This window comes from Streptomyces siamensis, from assembly GCF_039543605.1.
GTDB classification, from domain to species: domain Bacteria; phylum Actinomycetota; class Actinomycetes; order Streptomycetales; family Streptomycetaceae; genus Streptomyces; species Streptomyces siamensis.
The window spans coordinates 159,849-176,441 of the sequence record NZ_BAABKB010000003.1; the positions used below are offsets into that span (position 1 = coordinate 159,849).

General features: G+C 69.0%; 14 protein-coding genes. All 14 read left to right on the forward strand.

The genetic code is table 11. The annotated features are described in order from the left end of the window. Positions 1-581: 581 nt before the first annotated feature. Genes ABEB03_RS09710 through nuoN form a run of 14 tightly spaced genes read left to right on the forward strand, consistent with a single transcriptional unit; the run spans position 582 to position 16,580 of the window. Positions 582-941, forward strand: a complete 360-nt coding sequence (locus ABEB03_RS09710; protein WP_007383963.1) for an NADH-quinone oxidoreductase subunit A — start codon at positions 582-584, stop codon at positions 939-941. 13 nt (positions 942-954) lie between these two features. Next, positions 955-1,509, forward strand: a complete 555-nt coding sequence (locus tag ABEB03_RS09715; protein ID WP_003998928.1) for a NuoB/complex I 20 kDa subunit family protein — start codon at positions 955-957, stop codon at positions 1,507-1,509. Further along, positions 1,506-2,246, forward strand: a complete 741-nt coding sequence (locus tag ABEB03_RS09720) for an NADH-quinone oxidoreductase subunit C (RefSeq protein WP_095935934.1) — start codon at positions 1,506-1,508, stop codon at positions 2,244-2,246. The genes ABEB03_RS09715 and ABEB03_RS09720 overlap by 4 nt, the downstream gene beginning before the upstream one ends. Next, a complete protein-coding gene (locus ABEB03_RS09725; RefSeq protein ID WP_028805360.1) occupies positions 2,243-3,583 on the forward strand; it encodes an NADH-quinone oxidoreductase subunit D in 1,341 nt (446 codons plus the stop codon). Before ABEB03_RS09720 ends, ABEB03_RS09725 begins: the two co-directional genes overlap by 4 nt. Next, the gene (nuoE, locus tag ABEB03_RS09730; RefSeq protein ID WP_095935936.1) at positions 3,580-4,425 is read left to right on the forward strand and encodes an NADH-quinone oxidoreductase subunit NuoE; all 846 of its coding nucleotides are present in this window, start codon (positions 3,580-3,582) and stop codon (positions 4,423-4,425) included. The genes ABEB03_RS09725 and nuoE overlap by 4 nt, the downstream gene beginning before the upstream one ends. Then, complete coding sequence (gene nuoF / locus ABEB03_RS09735) at positions 4,425-5,798, forward strand: NADH-quinone oxidoreductase subunit NuoF (RefSeq protein WP_345644633.1); 1,374 nt, start codon at positions 4,425-4,427, stop codon at positions 5,796-5,798. Before nuoE ends, nuoF begins: the two co-directional genes overlap by 1 nt. Continuing rightward, a complete protein-coding gene (locus ABEB03_RS09740) occupies positions 5,795-8,299 on the forward strand; it encodes an NADH-quinone oxidoreductase subunit G (protein WP_345644636.1) in 2,505 nt (834 codons plus the stop codon). The genes nuoF and ABEB03_RS09740 overlap by 4 nt, the downstream gene beginning before the upstream one ends. After that, entirely contained in the window at positions 8,296-9,669 is a 1,374-nt protein-coding gene (gene nuoH / locus ABEB03_RS09745; RefSeq protein WP_345644639.1) for an NADH-quinone oxidoreductase subunit NuoH, read from the forward strand. The genes ABEB03_RS09740 and nuoH overlap by 4 nt, the downstream gene beginning before the upstream one ends. Next, positions 9,662-10,291 carry an NADH-quinone oxidoreductase subunit NuoI gene (nuoI, locus tag ABEB03_RS09750; protein WP_345644642.1) on the forward strand — a complete coding sequence of 210 codons (630 nt, stop codon included), beginning with the start codon at positions 9,662-9,664 and terminating at the stop codon, positions 10,289-10,291. The genes nuoH and nuoI overlap by 8 nt, the downstream gene beginning before the upstream one ends. Further along, a complete protein-coding gene (locus ABEB03_RS09755; RefSeq protein WP_345644645.1) occupies positions 10,288-11,106 on the forward strand; it encodes an NADH-quinone oxidoreductase subunit J in 819 nt (272 codons plus the stop codon). Before nuoI ends, ABEB03_RS09755 begins: the two co-directional genes overlap by 4 nt. Then, positions 11,103-11,402, forward strand: a complete 300-nt coding sequence (gene nuoK, locus ABEB03_RS09760) for an NADH-quinone oxidoreductase subunit NuoK (protein WP_003974374.1) — start codon at positions 11,103-11,105, stop codon at positions 11,400-11,402. The genes ABEB03_RS09755 and nuoK overlap by 4 nt, the downstream gene beginning before the upstream one ends. A 14-nt stretch (positions 11,403-11,416) precedes the next feature. Continuing rightward, positions 11,417-13,330 (forward strand): NADH-quinone oxidoreductase subunit L, encoded by a 1,914-nt coding sequence (nuoL, locus tag ABEB03_RS09765; RefSeq protein ID WP_345644648.1) that lies wholly within the window; start codon positions 11,417-11,419, stop codon positions 13,328-13,330. 5 nt (positions 13,331-13,335) lie between these two features. Continuing rightward, the gene (locus ABEB03_RS09770; RefSeq protein WP_345644651.1) at positions 13,336-14,934 is read left to right on the forward strand and encodes an NADH-quinone oxidoreductase subunit M; all 1,599 of its coding nucleotides are present in this window, start codon (positions 13,336-13,338) and stop codon (positions 14,932-14,934) included. Then, positions 14,931-16,580 (forward strand): NADH-quinone oxidoreductase subunit NuoN, encoded by a 1,650-nt coding sequence (gene nuoN, locus ABEB03_RS09775; protein WP_345644654.1) that lies wholly within the window; start codon positions 14,931-14,933, stop codon positions 16,578-16,580. The genes ABEB03_RS09770 and nuoN overlap by 4 nt, the downstream gene beginning before the upstream one ends. Positions 16,581-16,593: the final 13 nt, after the last annotated feature.

Genomic DNA, 16,593 nt, shown 5'->3' on the forward strand with positions numbered 1-16,593 from the left:
TTACGTCCGAATTGCCCGCCACCTACCACCGGTTGAAGCCGATGGCCAAGCCCGGCTTATCTGACCCATAGGCAGATGTGGCGCAGGTCACGGAACGGTCACCGGGGCGTCGGCGTCCCGCGCGTGAGTTCCACCCGCCCCCCGCTCGTGAACGCGTGCACGCGTCCACATCGGCCGCCGCGCTCCCTCCGAAGTGTGAACGCGGTCCTCTATCAAGGGTCTGCGTCCAACTCGAATTTGCATGCAGAGGAAGTCTCTTGATATGGAGACGCCGCCTCGGACCTGCGGTGACGAGCGGAAATGTCACCTCTGGTGATCGACCGGACGCTTCGCGTATGAAGATCACTTCTCATACGACTTCATGATCGTTCGTCAGGTGGTGGAGATCACAAAGCTTGTGTAATACCCCGTGTCGCAGATCACAGACCGGCGGGCATAAGATGCGAGGCAGTTGGGCTTGTGACCTGCTTCACATGTTCGCGATCTTCGCCGGGACGGGTGGAGCTCGTGGGGCCTGTGGGGCGGGAGTGCTTGCCCGCCGAACCGCCACCAGTCAGTGCCGACTGAGAGGAGCGAGGAGCGTGAACGCGTATGCGCCGATCCTCGTACTGGGAGCCCTCGGGGCAGGCTTTGCGATCTTCTCCGTGGTCATGGCCACGCTGATCGGTCCGAAGCGGTACAACCGCGCCAAGCTCGAAGCCTACGAGTGCGGCATCGAGCCGACCCCCACGCCGGCCGGCGGCGGGCGCTTCCCCATCAAGTACTACCTGACGGCGATGCTCTTCATCGTCTTCGACATCGAGATCGTCTTCCTCTACCCCTGGGCCGTCACCTTCGACGCCCTGGGTGTTTTCGGGCTCGTGGAGATGCTGCTCTTCGTGCTCACCGTCTTCGTCGCGTACGCGTACGTATGGCGGCGCGGCGGCCTGGAATGGGACTGAGGGGCCTTAAGACATGGGACTCGAAGAAAAGCTGCCGAGCGGATTCCTGCTGACGACCGTCGAGCAGGCCGCGGGATGGGTGCGCAAGGCGTCCGTCTTCCCCGCGACGTTCGGACTCGCCTGTTGCGCCATCGAGATGATGACCACCGGGGCCGGGCGCTACGACCTGGCGCGCTTCGGCATGGAGGTCTTCCGCGGGTCGCCGCGACAGGCGGACCTGATGATCGTCGCCGGCCGGGTCAGCCAGAAGATGGCGCCGGTGCTGCGGCAGGTCTACGACCAGATGCCCAACCCCAAGTGGGTGATCTCCATGGGGGTTTGTGCCTCATCGGGTGGAATGTTCAACAACTACGCCATTGTGCAGGGAGTCGACCACATCGTCCCGGTCGACATCTATTTGCCGGGCTGTCCGCCACGGCCCGAGATGCTGATGGACGCGATCCTCAAGCTCCACCAGAAGATCCAGACCTCCAAGCTCGGCGTGAACGCCGAGGAGGCGGCCCGCGAGGCGGAGGAAGCGGCGCTCAAGGCGCTCCCCACCATCGAGATGAAGGGCCTGCTGCGGTGAGCGACGCGAACGGCAACGGAGTCAACCCCGAGAAGGACCTCGGAGCCTCGAACCTCCCCGGCCAGCGTGGCGAGGGCGGCGAGGAGATCCGCGTCCAGCGGGGCATGTTCGGCGCCGACAACGGCGGCGACACCACGGGCTACGGCGGCCTGGTCCGCTCCGTCCGGCTCCCGGGCCCCGCCACCCGCCCCTACGGCGGCTGGTTCGACGAGGTCGCCGACGAGCTGGAGGGCGCCCTGGAGGAACAGGGACTCGTCCCCGACAACGCCGTCGAGAAGACGGTCGTCGACCGCGGCGAGATCACCTTCCACATCGAGCGCGAGCACCTGGTCCGCGTCGCCCAGACCCTGCGCGACGACCCGGCCCTCCGCTTCGAGCTGTGCACCGGTGTCTCCGGGGTCCACTACCCGCACGACAAGGGTCGCGAGCTGCACGCCGTCTACCACCTGCGCTCGATCACCCACAACCGGCTGATCCGGCTGGAGGTCAGCGCCCCCGACGCCGACCCGCACGTCCCCTCGCTCGTCTCCGTCTATCCGACCAACGACTGGCACGAGCGCGAGACGTACGACTTCTTCGGGCTGATCTTCGACGGCCACCCGGCACTGACGCGGATCATGATGCCGGACGACTGGCAAGGCTTTCCGCAGCGCAAGGACTACCCCCTCGGCGGCATCCCCGTCGAGTACAAGGGCGCCCAGATCCCGGCTCCGGACCAGCGGAGGTCGTACTCATGAGCACGCAGACCCCTTCTTCTGCATCAGCCGCATCGGCCCGCGAGACGACCGAGGGCACCGTCTACACGGTCACCGGCGGTGACTGGGACGAGATCGCCCAGACCGCGGCCACCTCCGACGACGAGCGCATCATCGTCAACATGGGTCCGCAGCACCCGTCCACGCACGGCGTGCTCCGGCTCATCCTGGAGATCGACGGTGAGACGGTCACCGAGGCCCGCTGCGGCATCGGGTACCTCCACACCGGCATCGAGAAGAACCTCGAGTTCCGCACGTGGACGCAGGGCACCACGTTCGTGACGCGCATGGACTACCTGACGCCGTTCTTCAACGAGACGGCGTACTGCCTCGCGGTCGAGAAGCTCCTCGGCATCGAGGACCAGGTCCCCGACCGCGCCTCGATCATCCGCGTCCTCATGATGGAGCTGAACCGGCTCTCGTCCCACCTGGTGTGCATCGCCACCGGCGGCATGGAGCTCGGCGCCACCACGATCATGATCTACGGATTCCGTGATCGTGAACTCATTCTCGACATCTACGAGCTGATCACCGGCCTGCGGATGAACCACGCGTACATCCGCCCCGGCGGCCTGGCCCAGGACCTGCCCCCGGGCGCCGTGGACCAGATCCGCGAGTTCGTGAAGAAGATGAAGAAGAACCTTCCCGAGTACGACAAGCTCGCCACCGGGAACCCCATCTTCAAGGCCCGCATGCAGGACGTCGGCTACCTCGACCTGGCCGGCTGCATGGCACTCGGCGCCACCGGCCCGATCCTCCGCTCCGCCGGCCTGCCGCACGACCTGCGCAAGTCCCAGCCGTACTGCGGCTACGAGACGTACGACTTCGAGGTGCCGACCGCCGACACCTGCGACTCCTACGGCCGCTTCCTGATCCGCCTGGAGGAGATGCGGCAGTCGCTGCGCATCGTCGAGCAGTGCCTGGACCGGCTCCAGCCGGGCCCGGTCATGGTCGCCGACAAGAAAATCGCCTGGCCCGCCCAGCTCGCGCTCGGCCCCGACGGTCTCGGCAACTCCCTCGACCACATCAAGAACATCATGGGCACCTCCATGGAGGCCCTGATCCACCACTTCAAGCTGGTGACCGAAGGCTTCCGCGTCCCGCCGGGCCAGGCGTACGTGGCGGTCGAATCGCCCAAGGGCGAGCTCGGGGTGCACGTCGCGTCCGACGGAGGCACCCGCCCCTACCGGGTCCACTTCCGGGACCCGTCCTTCACCAATCTCCAGGCCATGGCGGCGATGTGCGAGGGCGGCCAGGTCGCCGACGTCATCGTCGCCGTGGCGTCCATCGACCCCGTGATGGGAGGCGTCGACCGGTGACCACCACCCCCTCCGAGGGCGTCAGCCTGGGCATGCCCCACCTGCCCGCGCCCGACTACCCGGACGACGTCCGGGCCAGGCTCGAAGCCGACGCGCGGGAGGTCGTCGCCCGCTACCCGGACTCCCGCTCGGCGCTCCTGCCGTTGCTGCACCTCGTGCAGTCGGAGGAGGGCCACGTCACGCGGACGGGAATGCGGTTCTGCGCGGAGGTGCTCGGCCTGACCACGGCCGAGGTCACCGCGGTCGCGACCTTCTACTCGATGTACCGGCGCAAGCCCTCCGGCGACTACCAGGTGGGCGTCTGCACCAACACCCTGTGCGCGGTCATGGGCGGCGACGCGATCTTCGAGGCACTCCAGGACCACCTGGGCGTCGGCAACGGCGAGACCACCGAGGACGGCAAGGTCACCCTGGAGCACATCGAGTGCAACGCGGCCTGCGACTTCGCACCGGTCGTGATGGTCAACTGGGAGTTCTTCGACAACCAGACCGTGGACTCCGCGAAGCGCCTCGTCGACGACCTGGTCGCGGGAGCACAGGTCGAGCCCACCCGCGGTGCCCCGCTGTGCACCTTCAAGGACACCGCCCGGATCCTCGCGGGCTTCCCCGACGAGCGCGCCGGGGCCGTCGAGGCGAGCGGCAGCGCCGGCCACGCGTCGCTGATCGGGCTCCGGCTGGCCAAGGGAGAGGCCGCCCCCGCGCGCGTGGTGCACCCGCGCGGCGGCGGGGCGCCTCAGGACCAGCCGCACCCCGAGCACCTGAGCTCGCACGACGCGCCGCAGGACACATCGGCCTCCGACCCGGCCCACCCGGCGGGTCCCGTCGCCGAGGAGGGGGAGTGATGACCTTGTCCACCCAATACGGGAGCACGTCGCAGCCCGAGGCCGGGGGAGAGTCCAGCCCCGAGAAGCTGCTGGCGCCCGTGCTCTCGGCCTTCTGGGACGAGGAGAAGTCCTGGACGCTGGACGTCTACCGCAGGCACGACGGATACGAGGGCCTGCGCAAGGCGCTCGCGATGTCGCCCGACGACCTCATCGCCTACGTCAAGGAATCCGGACTGCGCGGTCGCGGCGGTGCCGGATTCCCCACCGGAATGAAATGGCAGTTCATTCCGCAGGGCGACGGCAAGCCGCACTATCTGGTGGTCAACGCCGACGAGTCGGAACCGGGAACCTGCAAGGACATCCCGCTCCTCTTCGCGAACCCGCACAGCCTCATCGAGGGCATGGTGATCGCGTGCTACGCCATCCGGTCCTCGCACGCCTTCATCTATCTGCGCGGTGAAGTGGTCCCCGTCCTGCGGCGGTTGCACGAGGCCGTGCGCGAGGCCTACGCGGCGGGCTATCTCGGCGAGAACATCCTGGGCAGCGGACTCGACCTCCAGCTCACCGTGCACGCGGGCGCGGGCGCGTACATCTGCGGCGAGGAGACCGCACTGCTCGACTCGCTCGAAGGCCGTCGTGGCCAACCGCGGCTCCGTCCCCCCTTCCCTGCGGTCGCGGGCCTCTATGCGTGCCCCACTGTGGTGAACAACGTCGAATCCATCGCATCCGTTCCCGCAATCCTGCACAAAGGCAAGGAATGGTTCAGGTCGATGGGCAGCGAGAAGTCCCCGGGCTTCACGCTCTACTCGCTCAGCGGCCATGTCGCGAACCCCGGCCAGTACGAGGCCCCGCTCGGCATCACCCTGCGCCAACTCCTCGACATGAGCGGCGGGATGCGGCCCGGCCACCGGCTGAAGTTCTGGACGCCGGGCGGCTCCTCCACGCCGATGTTCACCGACGAGCACCTCGACGTCCCCCTCGACTACGAAGGGGTCGGCGCCGCGGGTTCCATGCTCGGCACCAAGGCGCTCCAGTGCTTCGACGAGACGACCTGCGTGGTGCGGGCCGTCACGCGGTGGACCGAGTTCTACGCCCACGAGTCCTGCGGCAAGTGCACGCCGTGCCGTGAAGGGACGTACTGGCTCGTGCAGTTGCTGCGCGACATCGAGGCCGGCAAGGGCCTCATGTCCGACCTCGACAAGCTGAACGACATCGCCGACAACATCAACGGCAAGTCGTTCTGCGCCCTCGGCGACGGCGCCGCCTCGCCGATCTTCTCCTCGCTCAAGTACTTCCGTGAGGAGTACGAGCAGCACATCACGGGCCGCGGCTGCCCCTTTGACCCGGCCAAGTCCACCGCTTGGGCCGACCGCACGGAGGTGAACGCATGACAGTGACCACCAGCGCTCCCTCCGGAGGCGGGGAGGCGGCGGTCCCGCGGGAAGATCTCGTCTCGCTGACGATCGACGGCGCCGAGATCAGCGTGCCGAAGGGCACCCTGGTCATCCGGGCCGCCGAAGAGCTCGGCATCGAGATCCCCCGGTTCTGCGACCATCCGCTGCTCGACCCGGCGGGCGCCTGCCGCCAGTGCATCGTCGAGGTCGAGGGCCAGCGCAAGCCCATGGCGTCCTGCACGATCACGTGTACGGACGGGATGGTCGTCAAGACTCATCTCACCTCCCCGGTGGCGGAGAAGGCCCAGCAAGGTGTGATGGAGCTGCTGCTCATCAACCACCCGCTGGACTGCCCGGTCTGCGACAAGGGCGGCGAGTGCCCGCTGCAGAACCAGGCCATGTCGCACGGCCACGCCGAGTCCCGCTTCGAGGGCAGGAAGCGGACGTACGAGAAGCCGGTGCCGATCTCCACGCAGGTGCTGCTCGACCGGGAGCGGTGCGTGCTGTGCGCCCGCTGCACCCGCTTCTCCAACCAGATCGCCGGCGACCCGATGATCGAGCTGATCGAGCGCGGCGCGCTCCAGCAGGTCGGCACCGGTGAGGGCGACCCCTTCGAGTCGTACTTCTCCGGCAACACCATCCAGATCTGCCCGGTCGGCGCGCTGACGTCGTCGGCGTACCGATTCCGCTCGCGCCCCTTCGACCTCATCTCCTCGCACTCCGTGTGCGAGCACTGCTCCGGAGGGTGCGCCACGCGCACCGACCACCGGCGCGGCAAGGTCATGCGGCGCCTCGCGGCCCCGGACCCCGAGGTCAACGAGGAGTGGATCTGCGACAAGGGACGGTTCGGGTTCCGGTACGCGCAGCAGCGCGACCGCCTGGAGACGCCTCTCGTGCGCGGTGCGTCGGGTGAGCTGGAGCCCGCCTCCTGGCCGGAGGCCCTGGAGGCGGCGGCGCAGGGGCTGCTCGCGGCCCGGGGCCGGACCGGTGTTCTCACCGGCGGCCGGCTCACCGTCGAGGACGCCTACGCCTACAGCAAGTTCGCGCGCGTGGCCCTCGACACGAACGACATCGACTTCCGCGCGCGCGTGCACAGCGCCGAGGAGGCCGACTTCCTGGCGGCCCGCGTCGCCGGACGGGGCCGGGACCTGGACGGCTCGGGCGTCACCTACACCTCCCTGGAGAAGGCGCCCGCCGTCCTGCTGGTCGGCTTCGAGTCGGAGGAGGAGGCGCCCGGCGTCTTCCTGCGGCTGCGCAAGGCCTGGCGCGGGCACCGCCAGAGGACCTTCTCGCTCGCCACACACGCGACGCGCGGACTGGAGAAGGCGGGCGGCGTCCTGCTGGCCGCCGCTCCCGGCACCGAGACCGAATGGCTCGACGCCCTCGCGAGCGGTGTCGGCCTGGAGGGCGACGGAGCAGAGGCCGCGCAGGCGCTGCGCACCGAGGGCGCCGTGATCGTCGTCGGTGAACGCCTCGCCTCCGTGGTCGGCGGGCTCACCGCGGCCGTACGCGCCGCGTCCGCGACGGGCGCCCAGCTGGTGTGGATCCCGCGCCGGGCAGGGGAGCGCGGCGCGATCGAGGCGGGCGCGCTGCCGTCGCTGCTGCCGGGCGGGCGCCCGGCCACCGACCCGCGCGCGCGGGAGGAGGTCGCCGCCGCCTGGGGCGTCTCCGAGCTCCCGCACCGCTACGGCCGCGACACCGGCCAGATCGTCGAGGCCGCCGCGGGCGGCGAACTGCGGGCCCTGCTGGTGGCGGGCGTGGAGGTCGCCGACCTCCCCGACCCGGCACGCGCGCGTGCCGCCCTGTCCGAAGCGGGCTTCGTGGTGTCGCTGGAGCAGCGCCCCAGCGAGGTCACCGAGCGCGCCGACGTCGTGCTTCCCGTCGCCGCCGTCGCCGAGAAGGCGGGCACCTTCCTCAACTGGGAGGGCCGCGCCCGCCTCTTCGAGGCCGCGCTCAAGCCCGACCAGATGACCCGGCGCCTGGCACCCACCGACGCACGCATCCTGCAGATGCTGGCCGACGCCATGGACGTGCACCTGGGCCTGCCGGACCTGCGCACCGCGCGCGGCGAGCTGGACCGGCTCGGCGCCTGGGACGGGCCGCGGGCCACCGAGCCCCTGGAGACGGCCGTGCAGCTGCCGCGTCCGGCCGCCGGGGAGGCCGTCCTCGCCGGGCACCGTCTGCTGCTCGACCAGGGCCGCCTCCAGGAGGGCGACACGGCGCTCGCCGGGACCCGGCACGCCGCACGCGCGCGCGTGTCGGCCGCCACGGCCGCCGAGGCGGGCGTCGGGAACGGCGACCTCCTCGCCGTGACCGGTCCCTCCGGAGCGGTCGAACTCCCCCTCCAGATCACCGAGATGCCCGACCGCGTGGTCTGGCTCCCGCTGAACTCCGCCGGAACGGGCGTCGCCTCCGACACCGGGGCGCAGCCCGGCGCACTCGTCCGAATCGGTCCGGCGCGCTCTGCCGCCGAGGCTCCCAAGGAGGTGGAGGCATGAGCCCGTACCTCGCCGCTGAAGACCTCTCCATGTTCGGCCGCGACCCGTGGTGGCTGGTCGTCATCAAGGCGGTCTTCTGCTTCGCCTTCCTCATGGTGACCGTGCTCTTCTCCATCGTGTGGGAGCGCAAGGTCGTCGCGTGGATGCAGCTGCGCATCGGCCCGAACCGGCACGGCCCCTGGGGCATGCTCCAGTCGCTCGCCGACGGCATCAAGCTGATGCTCAAGGAAGACGTCATCGTCAAACGCGCGGACAAGGTGGTCTACGTCCTCGCGCCGATCGTCGCGGCCATCCCGGCCTTCATGGCGATCGCGGTGATCCCCTTCGGCCCGGCGGGCAACGAGATCTCGATCTTCGGCCACCGCACCACGATGCAGCTGACCGACCTGCCGATCGCGATGCTCTACATCCTCGCGGTCGCCTCCGTCGGCATCTACGGCATCGTGCTGGCGGGCTGGAGCTCCGGATCGACCTACCCCCTGCTGGGCGGTCTGCGGTCCTGCGCGCAGATGATCTCCTACGAGATCGCCATGGGCGCCGCCTTCGCCTCGGTGTTCCTCTACTCCGGGTCGATGTCCACCTCGACGATCGTCGAGCAGCAGCACGACCGCTGGTACATCATCCTGCTGCCGGTCTCGTTCCTGATCTACATCGTGACGATGGTCGGCGAGACCAACCGTGCGCCGTTCGACATGCCGGAGTCCGAGGGCGACCTCGTCGGCGGGTTCAACACCGAGTACTCGTCGATCAAGTTCGCGATGTTCATGCTCGCCGAGTACGTGAACATGGTGACGGTCTCGGCGGTGTCGGTGACGCTCTTCCTGGGCGGCTGGCGGGCCCCGTGGCCGATCAGCACCTTCTGGGAGGGCGCCAACCACGGCTGGTGGCCGATGGCGTGGTTCGTCATCAAGGTGCAGCTGCTGCTCTTCTTCTTCATCTGGCTGCGCGGCACGCTCCCGCGCGTCCGCTACGACCAGCTGATGAAGCTCGGCTGGAAGGTGCTCATCCCGGTCTCCGTGGTCTGGCTGATGCTCGTCGCGACCGTACGGACGCTCAGGAACGAGAACTACGACTTCGCGGACATCGCCCTGTACGTGGGCGGCGGCGTCCTCGTCCTGCTGCTGCTCTCCTTCGTCGCGGACATCTTCCGCGACAAGCAGGGGGCCCGGGAGGTGCCCGCCGAACCCGCCGCCTTCGACCCGATGGCCGGTGGATTCCCCGTGCCGCCGCTGCCGGGGCAGGAGTTGCCACCGGTGCCGAGGCGCCGCTCGCGCCGCGAGCGGGAGCTCATTGTCAGTGGCGGGTCCGATACTGCGAGTGACGGATCAATGGGTGGATCTCGTGACGGAAAGGAGGGGTCCGATGGCTGAGGAGCCGAAGGAGACCAAGCAGGGTTTCCAGAACCCCGTCGCCGGCTTCGGCGTGACCTTCAAGGCCATGTTCAAGAAGCGGCTGACGGAGCAGTACCCGGAGCAGCAGAAGACCACCGCTCCGCGGTTCCACGGCCGGCACCAGCTCAATCGCCACCCGGACGGCCTGGAGAAGTGCGTCGGCTGTGAGCTCTGCGCCTGGGCCTGTCCCGCGGACGCGATCTATGTGGAGGGTGCGGACAACACCGACGAGGAGCGCTACTCGCCGGGCGAGCGGTACGGCCGCGTCTACCAGATCAACTACGCCCGCTGCATCCTGTGCGGACTGTGCATCGAGGCGTGCCCCACACGCGCGCTCACGATGACGAACGAGTTCGAGCTGGCCGACTCCAGCCGGGCCAACCTCATCTACACCAAGGAGCAGCTGCTCGCCGGGCTCGACGAGGGCATGGTCGACACACCGCACGCGATCTTCCCGGGCACCGACGAGCAGGACTACTACCGGGGCCTGGTGACCGAGGCCGCGCCCGGCACGCAGCGCCAAGTGGCCGTCTCCAAGGGCGAGGTGCCCGTCTCGACGAACACGTCGGGTGCGCCCGCAGGCGAGGAGGCGGAGGGATGAGCGCGCAGCTGGCCGCATACTCCACCTCCACCGGGGAGGCCTTCCAGTTCTGGGTCCTGGGCACCGTCGCCGTGATCGGCGCCCTGTGCACCGTCTTCATGCGCAAGGCCGTGCACAGCGCGCTCTGCCTCGCCGGGACCATGATCATCCTCGCGGTGTTCTACCTGGCCAACGGCGCCTACTTCCTGGGCATCGTCCAGATCGTCGTCTACACGGGCGCGATCATGATGCTGTTCCTGTTCGTGGTCATGCTCGTCGGTGTCACTGCGGCGGACTCGCTGAAGGAGACCATCAAGGGGCAGCGCTGGCTGGCCCTGGCGTGCGGCCTCGGCTTCGGCGTCCTGCTCCTCGGCGGCATCGGCAACGCCTCCATCAAGGACTTCAACGGCCTGGCCAAGGCGAACGCGAACGGCAATGTGGAGGGCCTCGCCGCCCTCATCTTCACGAAGTACGTGTTCGCGTTCGAGATCACCGGCGCCCTGCTCATCACGGCCGCCGTCGGCGCCATGGTGCTCACGCACCGCGAGCGCACCGAGCGCCCCAAGACCCAGCGCGAGCTGGCCGAGCAGCGTGTGCGCGAGGGCAAGCACCTGCCGCCGCTCCCGGCGCCCGGCGTCTACGCCCGGCACAACGCGGTGGACATCGCGGGCCTGCTCCCCGACGGCACCCCGTCCGAGCTGACCGTGAACAAGACGCTGCGCGAGCGCGGCCAGATCCGTGACGTGTCGACCGAGGCACTGAGCGATCTGAAGGCCCTGGAGCAGCGTGCCGAGGAGCGCCTGGAGCGCACGAAGACGGGGGAGGGGTCGAAGTGAACCCGGTCAACTACCTCTATCTCGCGGCCCTGTTGTTCACGATCGGCGCCACCGGCGTACTGATCAGACGCAACGCGATCGTGGTGTTCATGTGCATCGAGCTCATGCTCAACGCCTGCAACCTCGCGTTCGTCGCCTTCTCCCGCATGCACGGCAATCTCGACGGCCAGATCATCGCCTTCTTCACGATGGTCGTCGCCGCCGCGGAGGTCGTGGTCGGGCTCGCGATCATCGTGTCGCTGTTCCGTTCCCGCCACTCGGCCTCGGTCGACGACGCCAGCCTGATGAAGCTCTGAGGGGTCGCTGAATCGTGGAGAACCTGATTGCGCTGCTGATCGCGGCGCCCCTGCTCGGAGCGGCCGTACTGCTGTGCGGCGGACGGCGGCTGGACGCCGTCGGCCACTGGATCGGTACGGCGCTCGCCTCGGCCTCGTTCGTGATGGGCGTCGTGCTCTTCGCCGACATGCTCGGCAAGAGCCCCGACGACCGGACCATCAGCCAGCACCTGTTCAGCTGGATCCCGGTCGCCGGCTTCCAGGCCGACGTGTCCTTCCAGCTCGACCAGCTGTCGATGACGTTCGTGCTGCTGATCTCCGGCGTCGGCTCGCTGATCCACCTGTACTCCGTCGGGTACATGGAGCACGACGAGCGCCGCCGCCGCTTCTTCGGCTACCTGAACCTGTTCCTCGCGGCGATGCTGCTGCTCGTCCTCGCCGACAACTACCTGCTGCTGTACGTCGGCTGGGAGGGCGTGGGTCTCGCCTCGTACCTGCTGATCGGCTTCTGGCAGCACAAGCCCAGCGCCGCCACCGCCGCGAAGAAGGCCTTCCTGGTCAACCGCGTCGGCGACATGGGCCTGTCGATCGCCATCATGCTGATGTTCACGACCTTCGGGACCTTCGCGTTCGGGCCGGTCCTCGGCACCCACGGGGAGGCGGGACTGACGCAGGGCGCGAGCGAGGGCAAGCTGACCGCCATCGCCCTGATGCTGCTCCTCGCGGCCTGCGGCAAGTCCGCCCAGGTGCCGCTGCAGTCCTGGCTCGGGGACGCGATGGAGGGCCCGACCCCGGTCTCGGCCCTCATCCACGCCGCGACGATGGTGACCGCCGGTGTCTACCTCATCGTCCGGTCCGGCGCGATCTTCAACGCGGCGCCCGACGCGCAGCTCGTCGTCACCGTCGTCGGTGCGGTCACGCTCCTGTTCGGTGCGATCGTCGGTTGCGCGAAGGACGACATCAAGAAGGCGCTGGCCGGCTCGACCATGTCCCAGATCGGCTACATGGTGCTGGCCGCGGGCCTCGGCCCCATCGGCTACGTCTGGGCGATCATGCACCTGGTGACGCACGGCTTCTTCAAGGCCGGGCTGTTCCTCGGCGCCGGATCGGTCATGCACGGCATGAACGACGAGGTCGACATGCGGAAGTTCGGCGGCCTCAGGAAGTACATGCCGATCACCTTCGTCACCTTCGGCCTCGGCTATCTCGCGATCATCGGCTTCCCGGGCCTGTCCGGCTTCTTCTCCAAGGACAAGATCATCGAGGCGGCCTTCGCCAAGGGCGGCACCGAGGGCTGGATCCTCGGCGGCGCGGCCCTGCTCGGCGCGGCCATCACCGCGTACTACATGACGCGCGTGATGCTCATGACCTTCTTCGGTGAGAAGCGCTGGCAGCCGGACGCGGACGGCCACGAGCCGCACCCGCACGAGTCGCCCAGGTCGATGACGATCCCCATGATCGTGCTGGCCTTCGGATCGGTCTTCGCGGGCGGTCTGTTCAGCATCGGCGACCGATTCCTGCACTGGCTGGAGCCGGTCACCGGGCACTCCGAAGGAGACTCGCCGGTCAGCGCCCTCACGGTCACGCTGGCCACGATGGTGCTGCTCGTCGTCGGCGCCGGAATCGCGTACGCCCAGTACGGGCGCCGTCCCGTCCCGGTGGTCGCCCCGCGGGGTTCCCTGGCCACCCGGGCCGCCCGGCGCGATCTGTACCAGGACGACTTCAACCACGTCGTGCTGGTGCGCGGCGGCGAGCACCTCACCCGCTCCCTGGTGTACGTCGACCACACGCTGGTCGACGGCGTCGTCAACGGCACGGCGGCCTCCGTGGGCGGCCTCTCCGGCCGGCTGCGCAGGCTGCAGAACGGCTATGCGCGCAGTTACGCGGTCTCGATGTTCGGCGGTGCGGCGGTCCTCATCGCCGCGACCCTGCTGATGAGGGCGGTCTGATACCGATGTCCTTTCCTCTGCTGACAGCGACGGCGGCGCTCCCGGCGCTCGGGGCGATCGCCACGGCCGCCGTGCCGGCCGCGCAGCGCGTCGCCGCCAAGTGGCTGGCGCTGCTCGTCTCCCTGGGCACCCTGGCGCTCGCCGCGGTGACCCTGGTGCGCTTCGACCCCGACGGCGCGCGCTACCAGCTCACCGAGTCCCATCCCTGGATCGCGGACTTCGGCGTGCGCTACGAACTGGGTGTGGACGGCATCGGGGTGGCGCTGGTCGCGCTCACCGCGCTGCTGATCCCGTTCATCATCCTCGCGGGCTGGCACGACGCCGACCCGCAGGAGACGGGCAGTTCACGGTGGCGTCCCACGCAGGGCTTCTTCGCGCTGATCCTCGCCGTCGAGGCGATGGTGATCATCTCGTTCGAGGCCACCGACGTCTTCCTCTTCTACATCTTCTTCGAAGCCATGCTCATCCCGATGTACTTCCTCATCGGCGGCTTCGGGGACAGGGCGCACGGCGCGTACCGGTCGGCCGGCTCCACGGCCGAGGGCGACGCGGCCGCCGCGACACAACGCTCGTACGCCGCCGTGAAGTTCCTCCTCTACAACCTGGTCGGCGGCCTGATCATGCTGGCCGCCGTCATCGGTCTGTACGTGGTCGCCGGGAACTTCTCGCTCCAGGAGATCGTGCAGGCCCGCGCCAACGGAACGCTGGACATGGCGACCAACACGGAGCGGTGGCTCTTCCTCGGCTTCTTCTTCGCCTTCGCGGTGAAGGCGCCCCTGTGGCCGCTGCACACCTGGCTGCCCAACGCCATGGGTGAGGCCACCGCCCCGGTCGCCGTGCTGATCACGGCGGTCGTCGACAAGGTCGGCACCTTCGCGATGCTCCGCTTCTGCCTCCAGCTCTTCCCGGAGGCCTCGAAGTGGGCGACGCCCGCCATCCTCGTGCTGGCGCTCATCAGCATCGTCTACGGCGCCCTGCTCGCGGTCGGCCAGCGCGACATCAAGCGCCTGGTCGCGTACGCGTCGATCTCGCACTTCGGGTTCATCATCATGGGCATCTTCGCGATGACCAGCCAGGGCCAGTCGGGCGCGACGCTGTACATGGTCAACCACGGGATCTCGACCGCCGCTCTGATGCTGGTGGCCGGCTTCCTGATCTCGCGGCGCGGCTCGCGCCTGATCGCCGACTACGGAGGGGTGCAGAAGGTCGCACCGGTCCTCGCCGGCACCTTCCTGATCGGCGGGCTCGCCACGCTCTCGCTGCCGGGACTTGCGCCGTTCGTGAGTGAGTTCCTGGTCCTGGTCGGCACGTTCACGCGCTATCCGGTGGTCGGCATCATCGCCACCTTCGGCATCGTCCTCGCCGCGCTCTACACGCTCGTCCTCTACCAGCGGACGATGACGGGCCCGGTGAAGGCGGAGGTCGCCGAGATGCCCGACCTCAGGGTGCGCGAGCTCCTGGTGGTCGCCCCGCTGATCGCCCTGTTGATCTTCCTGGGCGTCTACCCGAAGCCCGTCACCGACATCGTCAATCCGGCGGTCAAGCAGACCATGTCAGACGTACACAAGACGGACCCCAAGCCCGAGGTGGAGGCGGCCAAGTGAGCGCAGCAGCCGTCCACAGCCTGTGGACAACCGCAGCCGATCCGATCTCGAAGTTCGAGGCACCGAAGATCGAATACGGGCAATTGTCGCCCACCTTGATCGTCATCGGCGCGGCCGTCATCGGGGTGCTGATCGAGGCGTTCGTGCCGCGCAAGTCGCGCTACTACGCCCAGGTGTTCGTCGCCGTCGTCGCGCTCGCCGCCGCTTTCGCCGCGGTCGTCGCGCTCGCGGCGGGCGGATACGGCACCACGAAGGCGCACATCGCGGCGATGGGTGCCATCGCCGTCGACGGACCGGCCCTGTTCCTCCAGGGCACGATCCTGCTGGCCGGCCTGCTCGGCGTGTTCACCTTCGCCGAGCGGCGACTGGACCCGGAGGCCCACGGCAACCGCGTCGACTCGTTCGCCGCGCAGGCCGCGTCCGTGCCCGGCAGCGACAGTGAGAAGGCCGCCGTCAAGGCCGGGTTCACCACCACCGAGGTGTTCCCGCTCCTGCTCTTCGCCATCGGCGGCATGCTCGTCTTCCCCTCGGCCAACGACCTGCTGACGCTCTTCGTGGCCCTGGAGGTCTTCTCGCTCCCGCTGTACCTCCTGTGCGCGGTGGCCCGCCGCAAGCGGCTCATGTCGCAGGAGGCGGCGGTCAAGTACTTCCTGCTCGGCGCCTTCGCCTCCGCGTTCACCCTGTTCGGCATCGCCCTGCTGTACGGCTACGCGGGCTCCGTGTCGTACGCGACGATCGCGCAGGTCGTCGACGGCACCGTGCAGAACGTCGACCCGGCGCTCGCCGGCACCATGGGCAACGACGCGCTGCTGCTCATCGGCGCCGCCATGCTCGCCATGGGACTGCTGTTCAAGGTCGGCGCCGTGCCGTTCCACATGTGGACGCCCGACGTCTACCAGGGCGCGCCGACCCCCGTGACCGGCTTCATGGCCGCGGCGACGAAGGTGGCCGCCTTCGGCGCGCTGCTGCGCCTGCTCTACGTCGTCCTGCCGGGCCTGCGCTGGGACTGGCGGCCGGTCATGTGGGCCGTCGCGATCGTGACCATGCTGGGCGGTGCGATCGTCGCGATCACGCAGACGGACATCAAGCGACTGCTGGCATACTCGTCGATCGCGCACGCGGGCTTCATCCTCGCGGGTGTCATCGCGACCTCGCCCGACGGCGTCTCGTCCGTCCTCTTCTACCTGGGCGCGTACTCGTTCGTCACCATCGGCGCCTTCGCCGTAGTGACGCTCGTGCGGGACGCGGGCGGCGAGGCCACCCACCTCTCCAAGTGGGCGGGGCTCGGACGCAGGTCCCCGCTGGTGGCGGCGGTCTTCGCGGTGTTCCTGCTGGCCTTCGCCGGCATCCCGCTGACCTCCGGCTTCGCCGGGAAGTTCGCCGTGTTCAAGGCGGCGGCGGAGGGCGGAGCGGGCGCACTGGTCGTGGTCGGTGTGATCTCGTCGGCGATCGCGGCGTTCTTCTACATCCGCGTCATCGTGCTCATGTTCTTCAGTGAGCCGCGGCCCGAGGGGCCGACGGTCGCCGTGCCGTCGCCGTTGACCATGACGGCGATCGGCGTGGGCGTCGCGGTCACCCTGGTGCTCGGTGTCGCGCCGCAGTACTTCCTGGACCTGGCGAGTCAGGCCGGGGTCTTCGTCCGCTGATCACGCGGGCCGG